Source organism: Aeromonas sp. 600886, assembly GCF_049174935.1.
Classification (GTDB): domain Bacteria; phylum Pseudomonadota; class Gammaproteobacteria; order Enterobacterales; family Aeromonadaceae; genus Aeromonas; species Aeromonas veronii_A.
Genome location: NZ_JAAKUB010000042.1, coordinates 1 through 12,416 on the forward strand (window position 1 = coordinate 1; position 12,416 = coordinate 12,416).

The 12,416-nt window shown below is 54.3% G+C and carries 10 protein-coding genes and 3 tRNA genes; 8 read left to right on the top strand and 5 right to left on the bottom strand.

Features of this window, described 5'->3' with window-relative positions:
- Positions 1–1,052: 3'-5' exonuclease (locus G5179_RS20450; RefSeq protein WP_421259005.1), on the bottom strand; the 1,052-nt coding region annotated here is incomplete at its 3' end.
- Positions 1,053–1,076: 24 nt separating this feature from the next.
- Positions 1,077–4,865 (bottom strand): RecQ family ATP-dependent DNA helicase, encoded by a 3,789-nt coding sequence (locus G5179_RS20455; protein WP_421259006.1) that lies wholly within the window; start codon positions 4,863–4,865, stop codon positions 1,077–1,079.
- A gap of 260 nt (positions 4,866–5,125) precedes the next feature.
- Between G5179_RS20455 and G5179_RS20460 the strand changes: the two genes are divergently transcribed.
- From G5179_RS20460 to G5179_RS20470, 3 genes are read left to right on the top strand one after another with little or no spacing between them, the layout of a single operon-like run.
- Positions 5,126–5,434 (top strand): hypothetical protein, encoded by a 309-nt coding sequence (locus tag G5179_RS20460; RefSeq protein ID WP_421259007.1) that lies wholly within the window; start codon positions 5,126–5,128, stop codon positions 5,432–5,434.
- Between the two features lie 38 nt (positions 5,435–5,472).
- Positions 5,473–5,754, top strand: a complete 282-nt coding sequence (locus tag G5179_RS20465) for a hypothetical protein (RefSeq protein WP_421259008.1) — start codon at positions 5,473–5,475, stop codon at positions 5,752–5,754.
- Positions 5,738–6,811 carry an HNH endonuclease gene (locus G5179_RS20470; protein WP_421259009.1) on the top strand — a complete coding sequence of 358 codons (1,074 nt, stop codon included), beginning with the start codon at positions 5,738–5,740 and terminating at the stop codon, positions 6,809–6,811. The genes G5179_RS20465 and G5179_RS20470 overlap by 17 nt, the downstream gene beginning before the upstream one ends.
- Before the next feature lie 44 nt (positions 6,812–6,855).
- Here G5179_RS20470 and G5179_RS20475 read toward each other — a convergent pair.
- Both G5179_RS20475 and G5179_RS20480 read right to left on the bottom strand, forming a co-directional pair.
- Positions 6,856–6,931: transfer RNA gene (locus G5179_RS20475), tRNA-Asn, on the bottom strand.
- Positions 6,932–6,933: 2 nt separating this feature from the next.
- Positions 6,934–7,009: transfer RNA gene (locus G5179_RS20480), tRNA-Asn, on the bottom strand.
- A gap of 487 nt (positions 7,010–7,496) precedes the next feature.
- On the opposite strand from G5179_RS20480, the gene dauA reads away from it, so the two are divergent.
- The 5 genes from dauA to G5179_RS20505 all read left to right on the top strand — a co-directional run bounded on the left by dauA (position 7,497) and on the right by G5179_RS20505 (position 12,161).
- Complete coding sequence (gene dauA / locus G5179_RS20485; RefSeq protein WP_069528347.1) at positions 7,497–9,233, top strand: C4-dicarboxylic acid transporter DauA; 1,737 nt, start codon at positions 7,497–7,499, stop codon at positions 9,231–9,233.
- A gap of 183 nt (positions 9,234–9,416) precedes the next feature.
- A tRNA-Ser gene (locus G5179_RS20490) sits at positions 9,417–9,504 on the top strand.
- Between the two features lie 82 nt (positions 9,505–9,586).
- Positions 9,587–10,894, top strand: coding sequence for a tyrosine-type recombinase/integrase (locus G5179_RS20495; protein WP_421259010.1), 1,308 nt, complete (start codon positions 9,587–9,589; stop codon positions 10,892–10,894).
- Between the two features lie 712 nt (positions 10,895–11,606).
- The gene (locus G5179_RS20500; RefSeq protein ID WP_421259011.1) at positions 11,607–11,915 is read left to right on the top strand and encodes a hypothetical protein; all 309 of its coding nucleotides are present in this window, start codon (positions 11,607–11,609) and stop codon (positions 11,913–11,915) included.
- Positions 11,916–11,990: 75 nt separating this feature from the next.
- Positions 11,991–12,161, top strand: a complete 171-nt coding sequence (locus tag G5179_RS20505) for a hypothetical protein (RefSeq protein ID WP_421259012.1) — start codon at positions 11,991–11,993, stop codon at positions 12,159–12,161.
- On the opposite strand, the gene G5179_RS20510 is transcribed toward G5179_RS20505, so the two are convergent.
- A partial coding sequence (locus G5179_RS20510; protein ID WP_421259013.1) for an integrase core domain-containing protein occupies positions 12,154–12,416 on the bottom strand: 263 nt, incomplete at its 5' end. The genes G5179_RS20505 and G5179_RS20510 overlap by 8 nt on opposite strands.

Genomic DNA, 12,416 nt, shown 5'->3' on the forward strand with positions numbered 1-12,416 from the left:
GCGTAGTCTGTCCGGTCGGGTTGCGTTGCGTTAGGTCTCTGCACGTAGCAGTGGGAGGCGATCAGTGGAATATGGGGATTACGTTGATCGTGGCGAGCCATGAGAACCAGCCTTTCGATAGCACGTGTCATCCCCACATAGAAGAGGCGCCGCTCTTCTTCCAGATTACTGGTCGATAGCTCCGCCGCGCGTTGCCAGCCGCCGTCGAGAAGTATCACATGGCGATACTCCTCCCCCTTAACCCCATGTACCGTACTTAACAATACCCCTTTACCGAAGCGGATCTGGCGCTTTTGCTCGCTCAAATACTCGTAGAGGAACATCAGGAAGTGGTGGGCAGAAAGAGCGTGCTCTCCCTGGCTGGCTTGCCATTGAGCAATCAGATCGTGCAGTAGCTCCTCCCAACGGTTGGCCAGTGAGAGTGGAGGGAGAGGGGCTGCAAGTTGCTCCGCTGTCAGCAGGGCATGACCTTGCTGTTGTAGCCAATTCTGATAGCGCAAGATTTCACGGCAGCGATGCACAGGAAAACCGTTCTCTTTATCCAGAGTAAAACGACAGGGAATATCGGCATCTGCCAGCGCCGAGCGAACCCAGGCCAGTTCCTCCTTCTCCAGCCCATTACGGGCCAGCACGGCGATAGATTCCAGCGGGCAAGTGGGAGTCTTCTCACGGATAAGCGCGATATGTCTCACGACCTCGGCTGCCTGTTGGGCGGCATCCTGGCACTGCTGGATGATGACGCGACCCTGTGCTGTCTCCATCCCCTCCCAGTGCCCCCCTGCCACTTCCATCTTGCGCCTGTCGTCGATCTCGATGGGATGTGTACGCTTCATGCGATCCTGATTGTGCTCAATCAGGCGGTTGGAGGTCTCGATGATGTGGGCGGTGGAACGATAGTTCCAGGTCAGGAAGTGAGTCTGGGCGTTGTAGTCTTGCTCAAAGCGGCGAATAAAGCTGACGTTCGCGTCGCGAAAGGCGTAGATCGATTGGTCATCATCACCCACAGCCATCAGATGCAGTCGGGCCTCCTCATCCTCTTCGCTTTTGCCCACCAGTGCCGCGATAAGCTGGTACTGTTATTCATCAATGTCCTGATACTCGTCGACGAGCAGGAATTGCAGTCCTCCCAGCAGTCGTTCTCGCTGCTCTTCCAATTCGAGACCGAGCTGGTTCTGCTCTCCCCGGAGCAGCTTGATTGCGTCATCAATGATGGTGGTAAAGTCGATATCGTCTGATGTCCGATTTTGCACCGCATTGCCCGTCAAACTCATGGCGAGACCGTGAAAGGTGAATACCGAGACCCTTGCTCCATCGCGCCCGAGCAGTTCGGCCAGGCGTCGGCGCAGGGACATCGCCGCATTATGGTTGTAACAGAGCAACATGATCCGCGATGGGGAGATCTGCTTGACCCGCATCAGATAGGCGCAGCGGTGAATAATCACCTTGCTCTTGCCTGACCCCGGCCCTGCCAGTACCAGCAAGTTTTGCTCGGGCGGTGCCTGGACGATCTGTTCCTGGGAACGGTTGTGAAGATCTTCGACGATGCGCTTCCAGGAGTGTTCGCTGGTCGCCAGCTCCAGGATTTTGTTGCGCCCTTTGAAGTAGTGACCGAGGAACTTGTCAGCTTCCATGGAGAAGTAGTCTGTCACCAGCTTTTTGGCTTTCTTGAAGTGTTCCAGGCTGATGCGGGCGTATTCATTCATCACATGGATCTGAATCACCTTCTGGCGATAGTGATGCTCAAGCGGCTGATAGTCTGCCTTGTTGTATTGTTGCTGCCGCTCAGCGGTCAGAGTGAGGGTCATGGCGCTTCGGAACACGGCAAGGCCATTTTGCAGCACGATGGCGTGTTGCTCATGCAGGTAGAGCAGTGCCCGCTCGGCCCCTTTGAGCAGCCACTCCTGCTGGCTGCTTGCCTCGCGCTTGTTCATTAGCTGAGCCACATCCATGTCTTCTCGCAGGTATTTGACCAGTTGTTCCAGGGCAAACGACAGCATTACCTGGCGCTGGACACTCTCTTCGCTGCTTGCCAACAGGGTGTAGAGAAAATCGAGGGTGGCGCCAGTGACGCGATGGCGTTGATCAATTGTCTGCTCAATCTGGAACCAAGTTCGGTTGAAGGTGAGTTGATAGAGCTCCCGAGAGAGATATTTGACATCAATGGAACCTTTCTCGCCCCCTGAGCGACCATCCTGGGCCCAGCTGGTCAGCAAATTGCGCAACAAGCCAGGGTTACACCGTTCATGCCCCCGATCTTTGATGGCCTGATTGACCAGTCGAATGTTAAAGATCAGCCCTTGCCCTATATCAGGTTCGGGCTCTTGTTCACGCAAGGTGTCCAGCATCGCCTTTTCAATACTGTGTACTTGTCCGCAGAGCACCCTGGCATTGTCTCTTCCTTTGGGGCGAAGCCAGGTAGTCAGTAACATCCCCTGAGAGAGAAGACCGATATCCGCCATCTGGGTGAGTACCCGCATCACTTCACTGGCCTGAACACCACTTCCTTTGTCTGCCATGTATTGGCCTGCCTCTTCGGCAATGGCGTCGGCACTGAGACCATCATCATCGGCAGCACTCATCAGCGCCTGGATAACCGCTTGCCAGATGGCTTTGGCCTTGGGAGCCAGTTTCAGACTATCTACCCTTTTCATTGCCTCCTCGGTGGAAGCAAACAGAGGGCGCCCCTGAAAAACCTGAGTGATGTTGTCGCTACGCTCCAGATAGCCCGCTCGTTCGAGCCAGGCAATAGCTGTCTTGACCTTGGTATCCGCATTGCTGTCATCGGCAGCGAAGCTGGTTTCCACCTCTGGCTGGTTGATAAGTTCTGCACTGGTGGCGACCAGTGGCGAGTTGTTATCCTGCTTGCCTCCTTTGCTGGCCCTGAGCCTTATTCCGCGCAGAATCTGTTTGATATCGCGCAGGCTGACTTCACTCATGGCCTCGAGCTGAAACTGTTTCTCGATATCTTGTTCATCAAAGAGCAATACGCAGTGGGCTTGTGCTGTATCGCGGCCAGCTCGTCCCGCTTCCTGTAGATAGTTTTCGAGGGAGCCGGGGATATCGGCATGGATCACCAAACGCACATCATCCTTGTCGATCCCCATCCCGAAGGCATTGGTCGCGCAGATGACCCGGATCTCGCCATTGATAAATTGTTCGAGGGTGGTTTTCTTCTGGGCACTGTCCATGCGGGCGTAAAAGCGTGAGACAGGGAGGGATTGTTGCTGACCGAGGAAATCGGCCAGCTCGTCCACGCTGCGCTTGGTTGCGCAGTAGATAACGCAGGAACCGGGCTTTTCCTCACCGAAGAACTGCTCGAGCAGGTTAAGGATATGGCCCTGTTTATTGAGACCGGGGCACTCAACGACGGCATATTCGAGGTTGGTACGTTCAACCCCTCCTTCCAGTCTGAGAAGAGGTCGGGGCTGTTTGTCGAGAAACTGGGCGCAAATATCCTCAATCACATCCGGTTTGGCGGTCGCGGTATAGCAGAAGACAGGAGGCATGGGGACCTGCTGTTCCTTGGCAATTGTGGCGATGGCCTTGGCGCAGTAGAGATAGTCAGGGCGAAAATCATGTCCCCATTTCGACAGGCAGTGCGCTTCGTCAAATACCCAGCCACCGATTTGACGTTGTCGTATTGCTTGTTTGACTGTGCGGTTGCGCAACTGCTCGGGTGAGATATAGAGCAAGGCGATATCCCCCATGCGGATCTGTTCAAGAATCGCGCCTCGCTCTGGTAGCGTCAGCAGCTCCGAGATAGCCGCAAACCCTTCAATACCGGCCTTGTGTTTAAGGTTGTCCACTTGATCTTTCATCAGTGTCTGCAGGGGGGATATCACGACCGTGAGAGCACCGCTTCGCTGGTTACGCACCAGTGCCGGGAGCTGGTAGCAGAGCGACTTGCCACCGCTGGTTGGGAGTATGCCGAGCAGTGCGACGCCAGCCATGGCTTCCTCGATCAAGGTCTTCTGCAATGGTGTCCCATCAGGCAGGTTGCGAAAGTTGTCGAGCTCGAAGATTCGCTGCAGATGGCGGCGTGCGTCGTGGTTCTCCTGACAATAGCTGCAGTCGGCATGACCGCAGTGACGTTCACGAACTGTGTGAATGATCTCTGCAGTCTGGGGGAAGCGGCGCCAAATCCAGGGGGGCAACACGGAGTTCCCGCCAGACACGGGCAACCAGGCGCAGGCATAAGCCAATGGTAACAACAGCATGGGTTGACGCAGGGCATCACCAATCACTCGGTTGAGCTGATTGGGGCACGCTTTCTCATGGGCAATGCTCTTGATGAGAGTGGGTAGCTCCGAGACCCGCACTGGCGGGCGGCCTGTCAGTCTGGCAAACACCAGTGACAGACCCTGAGTGTTAAATTGCGCCATGACTCCCTGGTCGAACAGATATTGATAAAGCTGCAATTGGGGCTGGGGTAAGGTTTGCAGAGCCGTCAACTGTTCCGAGAAGATCTGCAAGGCGAGCCTTGCATCCGCGACCGGATCATTGAGGGTGTCCCGGACCAGTTTGTAATCCTTGACCAAGCGGTGATAGGGGTTTTTGGGAAAGGCAAGGGGAGATAGATAGAGGGTATCTATTACCGGCTTTTCGAGAAGTAACTGAGGGCGTACAGCCTGTTTGGCCAACCAGGGAAGATCAAAATCGAGAATATTGTGACCAAGGATCACATCCGCCCCTTGTGCCAGCGCATTTAACTCCTTGAGTGCGAGATCCTGCGGGCCCTTGAGATTGAGTTCACGACCAGCCAGGCGCGCCCCCAGATGACGGAGTTTTTCGTCCCGGGTCAGTTCAAGGTCAAAGGAAAGAATCTTGTCATCCCCAAACAGGGTCACGACATCAGTCGAGTTCATTAATAGCCATCTCCATCTGGCGTTGACCTCTCATGGCGATAATAAGTGCCAAGAGATCAGTGAGTTGGCCGAATATTACCCGAAATGTTGAATAGTGGCATCATTCAGAGCCCTCTGGCCGCGCTTCTTTTGGCGGACACCCGGTTTTGTAAATGCCGCTGCCCGATTAATCGTTCATGTTGGGAAAGTGTCGTTCTGGCCATGGCCAACTAACTGATCTTGTGAGATTATTTTACTTCCTTTTCCGTTTGGAACGCATTGTGTCCCTCGACTACTACCAGTGCCATGCCACCGAATTGGCGACTCGTTACCAACAGGTATCTGCGCGCGCCGTTCACGGCGACGGGCTCACTCTGCTGGAGCCTTGGCTTTTGGCTGCACCGCGCAGGGTGCTTGATGTGGGGGCTGGCAGTGGTCGGGATGCTGCGTTTTTAGCCGAGCTCCATCAGGGCAACACTGTGGTCGCTGCCGAGCCCTGTCAGGCACTTGCTGCGCAGGGGCAATGTCATACCCGTGAGGCAGCGGTGGCGTGGGTCAATGACGCTATGCCTGCTCTCTCTCTCGCGTGACCGGTACTTTTGATCTGATTTTGCTCAGTGCTGTCTGGATGCATCTACCCCCGGAGTCTCGACCCTTGGCTCTGGCACGTCTTCATGAGCTGCTCTCACCAGACGGCTATCTGGTACTGAGTCTTCGCCTGACTGTGTCGGAGCTGGAGATGCGGGAGCGAGCCATGTATCCGGTAGCTGTCGATGAAGTGGAGCGGCTTGCATTGGCGGAGGGGATGACACTGCTCCATGTGTCAGAACCACAGGGGGATGCCTTGGCGCGTACCGGGTTGAGTTGGCAGAGTCTGATCCTTGGGAGCGAGCATGCACGCCTCCTCTGAGCAACAACTCGCTTTTATTGCCTATCTGCAACGCATCTTTACCGAAGGCGACTTTGTTGCCACTTACAAGTGCGCCTTGCTTCACGGGATTGCAGATATTGCAATTGAGCGCAGTACCGAGACCCATGAGCTGATGGCGGCGCGCACTATTACGCTGGACGAACTGGCCACCAAGTTTGTGGAGCTCTATTGGCAGCACAGTCTGCCCTACTCGGCGACGGGAGAAACGGCCACCTTGCTCAAACAGAGCAGCGGTCGTCAGGCCATCATGCTGACGGAGTTGTCGCGGCTGCGTGAAGAGGGTGTCCGCTCGGTGACTGCACTGCGTCGTCACGACGCCTGGCGTCCTCTTCTTGCCCGAGTTCGGCGGATCCTTGTTGAGGGGCCCTTGTGGCGTCTGCAGATCCTGGGTGGGCGAGAGGAGTGTCACCTCTATCCTCATCAAAGGGGCGCGGATCATATCTGCCTGAACCCCGGCATTCTCTACTGTCTCCACCGCTTTTACGATCTGGTGGTCTCCCTCTCCCGACAGCATTGGTTACAGCTTATCTGCGACATCAAGGGTAATCAGCCACTGATTGGCCCCAGTGTGGGGTTGGAGAATTTTCTATTTGGTTCAAGCCGTCAGGCGCTGGGGCGAGTAGGAGAGGTATTGAGGGACTTGCAGGGGGGAACCTGTTTTTACTGTAACAAGGCGATACACGGGAGTGGTGAGGTAGACCATTTCATCCCCTGGCGTCGTTATCCAATCGATTTGGGCCACAACTTCGTACTGGCACACGCCAACTGTAACCGGAGCAAACGGGATTTTCTCGCCGCTCCCGAGCACAGGGATGCCTGGTATGAGCAGAATATCCTGACCCACGGGGTGTACCTCACGGGCGAGCTGGCTCCCTTGGTGAGCGTCGATGCAGAGCGTTCTACCGCCATCGCAACCTGGGCCTATCAGCAGGCAGTCCGTGAGCATGCTCGGTTGTGGCGTGGTATTGACCTGTTTGTGGACGTGACAGCCCCCAGTGTGGGGATGAGTAATCTAGGCTTCTCTAGACTCTTCTGAGGCAGATACGAAAAAGCCCAGCCAAAAGGCTGGGCTTTAGAATTTGGCTCCCTCGACAGGACTTGAACCTGTGACATACGGATTAACAGTCCGCCGTTCTACCGACTGAACTACGAGGGAATTGGCTCCTCCTACTGGACTTGAACCAGTGACATACGGATTAACAGTCCGCCGTTCTACCGACTGAACTAAGGAGGAATTGCCTGTCTCGTTAAGACGGGGCGAATATTAATGACCAGGGCGGCGGGTGTCAACCCGCGAATTTCTCGAAAACCGGATTTTCGGATTGTTTGCCCAAAAGTTGCGCTTTGCGGTTTATTTTCAGCACAATCAGTCCCTTGCCATCGCTCCCCCCAACCGGCGCAGGGGGCATTGGTTCGGTTCGCATCAACCTGATGATGACAGCATGATGTCGCGAACGTGCTGGTAACCAGGTGAGGCTCAAATGGTAATCTTTGTGGCTAAAAGGGGGAGAGCTGGAGTCAAGATCGGCGATTTGGCGGTAAATGGGCCAAATCATGGGGCAGAGTGCTTTTCATTGATCCTGCCCATCGAAAAAATGACCCGTCTGGAGTAAGGTTACGCAGGATACCATCGCCGCGTCGACAGCCCTGCCGGCCCTTGATGATGATCGGGCGCCGGATCTCTCCGGCCTTTATCTCCCTCTTCTGGTATTACGATATACATGCACAAGCAAGCCTCTTTAAATAGCGTGAAGCTCGCCATAGCCTTACGCCAGTCCTGTATTGATGAACCCTACAGCATGGCCCGCTTCGGCCGTGATCTTATCGCCGGTGTGACGGTGGGCATCATCGCCATCCCGCTCGCCATGGCACTGGCCATCGCCAGCGGTGTGCCACCGCAACACGGTCTCTATACCGCCATCATTGCCGGAATCGTGATCGCCGTGACCGGTGGCTCCCGCTACTCCATCTCCGGCCCGACCGCTGCCTTTGTGGTGATCCTCTATCCGGTCGCCCAGCAGTTCGGGGTTGGCGGTCTGTTGATGGCGACGCTCATCTCAGGCCTCTTTCTGGTGGCGATGGGGATGGCCCGTCTTGGCCGCCTTATCGAGTACATTCCCCCGTCAGTGACGCTGGGCTTTACCGGTGGTATCGCCATCGTGATCGCCACCTTGCAGATCAAGGACTTCTTCGGCCTGAGCGTGCCCGAGATGCCGGAAACCTATCTGGGCAAGGTCGAAGCGCTGGCCGCTGCCCTGCCAAGCTGGCAGTGGGGCGATACCCTGGTGGGGGTCGCAACACTGGCCGTGCTGCTGCTCTGGCCACGCCTGCGTCTGCCTGTGCCCGGCCACTTGCCCGCGGTGCTGGTCGGGGTAGGTCTGGGTTTTGGCCTCCATTACTTTGGGGTGGATGTGGCCACCATCGGCAGCAAGTTCAGCTATACCCTGGCCGATGGCACCCAGGGGATGGGGATCCCGCCCATCGCGCCGACCCTGGTGATGCCCTGGGCCTTGCCCGGACCTGATGGCTTGCCAGTTGAATGGAACCTGGCGGCTGTTGAGCGGCTGCTGCCTGCCGCCTTCTCCATGGCGATGCTGGGGGCGATCGAGTCGCTGCTCTGCGCTGTGGTGCTCGATGGCATGACCGGTCGCAAACACAGCTCCAACGCCGAGCTGGTGGGGCAGGGGCTTGGCAATATCTTCGCCCCCTTCTTTGGCGGCATTACCGCTACCGCCGCTATCGCTCGCTCTGCCGCCAACGTGCGTGCCGGTGCTACGTCCCCCATCTCGGGGATCGTCCATGCGCTGGTGGTGCTGGCCGCCATTCTGGTGCTGGCCCCCTGGCTCTCCTGGTTGCCGCTCTCGGCCATGGCTGCCTTGCTGCTCATCGTGGCCTGGAACATGAGTGAAGCGCACAAGGTGGTGGAGCTGATCCGTCGCGCTCCCAAATCCGATGTGCTGGTGCTGCTGGTCTGCCTGTCACTCACCGTCATTTTCGACATGGTCATCGCCATCACCTTCGGGGTGATCCTGGCCTCCCTGCTCTTTATGCGTGAAATCGCCAAGATGACCAAACTGCACGATTTGGCCGAGCACAAGCGCTATGCCCACGAGGTGCCGGACAACGGCCTGCTCTACAAGATCAACGGCCCGCTCTTCTTTGCCGCGGCCGAACGGGTCTTTGCCGAGCTGGAAGCGCAAGTGAAAGGGCACCAGGTGCTGGTGTTGCAGATGGAGGCGGTTTCCATCCTCGATGCGGGCGGCCTGTCTGCCTTCCTCCACTTTGGCAAGCAGATGGCCAAAGCCGGGGTCGAGTTGCGGGTGGCCGAGTTGCAGTTCCAACCGCTCAAGACCCTGGCCCGTGCCAAGGTGCGGCCGCAGCCCGGCAAGCTGGAATTCTACGGCTCGCTGGAAGAGGCGCTCAAAGGTGAACATTTGCACGAAGCGGCAGTAAATTGATTGAAAGGGATACGAAACGGCATATTTTTGGTCACTTGGTTCGGATATTGAGCAAACGAACGCAAAAAGTAAAAAATTGCATTGACCAAAAGCCATCGTATCCCTTACATTACGCCCCGTCGCCGCGGCATGGTCCGCCAGCGAATGTGCAGCTCAAGCACATAAAACAGTGAGCAAAAATTTGGTGAGGTGTCCGAGTGGCTGAAGGAGCACGCCTGGAAAGTGTGTATACGGCAACGTATCGAGGGTTCGAATCCCTCCCTCACCGCCAAATATAACCCGTTGAATTTCAACGGGTTTTTTAATTTCTAGACTTACGTGATTTTTTCCTGGATCAACTGGGTGGAACAATCATGTATCTGAGTAAAAATGCCTCCGGCACCTACTACACTCGTCTCCCACTGCCTAAGGCATTACGTGACCGTGGCTTGCCCTTCGCTATCCGCACTTCCCTTTGCACCAAAGATAGGCAGCTCGCTGTAGACCGAAACCTGGCTGTGGCAGCTCGTACTCGCGCACTTATCGCGGCTACCCCTGCTGATACTTCCCCTCGCAGTTTCTATCGCTGGATCCGCACCGATCTAGACGCGTTCAAAGCTGCGGGGTTCATCCCTCCTCAAACACCTTCCACACCTCGTGAACCTTCTGTTGATGCCTCAGCTTGCCCCAGCAGTGGGATCACGCTTAGTCATGTACTGGCGAGATTCATCGAGACTAAAGCCAGTGAGGGGATCCAGCACAAGTCGATGGGCCAGCTCCAACTTCGGATCAACGCCTTCGTCACCTGGGCCAAAGGCGTCAAAATTGATGAGGTGACGCCCGCGCTAGCACAGGAGTATCGCAACATCTTGCTGCGCAAGACCAACCTCAGTTTCAAAACCAAAGGGGATTACCTCGCCGCCCTGAAACAGTTCTTCCGTTGGTGCGTGGCACTGGACTATTGCAGTCGTAACCCTTTCGATGGGTTGACGGCAGGTAAAAAACCAAACAAACGGGCGGATGAGGAGCGAGTGCGCTGGTATCGCCCTCAACTGGCCCAACTGTTTGCCAGCCTGCGCAGCAAACAATCCCAGAAAGGCAAAAAATTGAAAATGCAAGACTGGTGGGTACCGCTCTTGTACCTGTACGCAGGGCTGCGTCCCTCTGAGGCCTGTCAGCTCAAAACTCTGAACGTCAAACAGGTCGAGGGGATTTGGTGTCTGATGGTTGATGCGGGAGAGGTGGATCAGCAGCTCAAGAGTGCCAATGCGTACCGTACCGTGCCGCTACATAGTGCGTTGATCGGACATCAATTCCTGGACTATGTGGAGAGCCGTCGCGGTCAGGGGCAGGTATTTTTGTTCGACGACAAACCATCAGGCAAAGACGACGACTGGGCGCATAACATCACCTGTCGCTTCCAACGCCACCTCAATGACGCTGGCATCGTAGGTCAGGGCCGTCCCACGCTTTACGGGCTGCGGCATAGCTTCATCGATGAGTTACAGCAGGCGGATGTCGCTGAGCATTTCGTGGCCGAACTTGCGGGACACAGTAAAAACGGCCTGACGTTTGGCCGCTATGGCAAACGTGTGAACATTAGGCTGCTGAATGAGAAAATCCAATCCCTTCCTACCGACCTGATACCCCACCACCTGCTGTCAGGGGGAAAATCACCGTAAAGATGACGCATATTTTTTGGGTAACAGGGCTGTCTACCCCCCATGAAAAAACCAATATGAGAGCATTTCTCGGCGGTTTAATGGGGCGAATGGTGCCCTATCTTCATGATTTATAATGATTTTAAGCGCACTGGAAAATATTTAAAAAATCCAATAAAAACATGTTGGCATTTCTTTTCATTTGTGGTTTATTCGCATTGGCAGGTGGGCCTCAATCGTTGTAGTATGCTGATAAAGCTGCTAACAAAGACATAACAACGACAGTAAACACGAAGGATCGAAACGAAATGAATATGGCGTAGAACACACCGACACGTTTATCTCGTTCAAACAAGGGTTATCACCCCTTCAGATTTAAAAAATACCACCAATATCACAGCTATCTTCGATACGCTGAACTGGTTGTTATTACCCAAATTCGGGTGAAGTGAATAACACATGGTATTTGCTTGATGCAATGTTGAGTAAAAGTCTGACGGGAACATTTGATTATATCGATTAAATGACATCAGCTATCGCTAATGTATATTTGGCATTTGACAAATTAACAGGATTTTGAGGTGAAACTTATCTGTTTATAGCGTCACAGAGTAATTTATATCGCTGTTTTTAGGTGCACTATTACCCTCTCGGTATCGATGCGTGAGCATCACATTTTGCTATTGCTGTTTTTGTAATTGAAGGAGTGTTTATAACTGTAATGAGGGTAATTATGAACAAACAAACCAATAAAAGGACCGTTCAAAAACAAAAAACTAAATACAACACTGTGCGTTCAGTCATTGTTGATGAGCATTCACTGGCGGCAGCCATTCGTCAGCACCTGGAAATTAAAAAATACCAGTATGCGCAGACAACCTATGACATTTCGAAGCGTAAAGCAGAACAGTTGATAAAATGGATTGGTGATAAACCGCTGACGTCATATCGTGCGAGTGACATTGAACTTATCGTAGTGAAATTTTGCACCAAAAAATATAAAGGAAATACCATCAACCAATATTTGGATATATTAAGGTAAGTCTTTTCCCGAGCTGTCAGCGATGGTGTTATTCATACCAGTCCAATGGATGGAATTAAAAAATGTAAATTTGAGGTGGACGAACCCGATCCATTTTATCAATACGAAATTAAGGCATTTCTCGCCCTGAAAAACACCCATTTGCTGGAGGTGTCACTCATCCAACTCGGTATATCTACGGGGCTGTGCATCAGTGAGTTAATGGCGGTCAATCTCGACAAGAAGACCTTTGTAGTGGTCAACTAAATCCGGACACCTGGTTAGGCCGATCTTCGGCTTTTGCTGGCGGTATCCCATTATTGTGGTGATGTGGACGCCGCCAGTTGTAGTCATCCATCAGGTAATAACTGATATCCCGCTTTGCCTCCCGCACGCTCATGTATCCCATAGCCGGGAGCCACTCTGACTTCAGGCTTCTGAACAATCGCTCCATCGGGGCGTTATCCCAGCAGTTTCCACGACGACTCATGCTCTGGGTTATGCGATAACGCCACAGTCGTT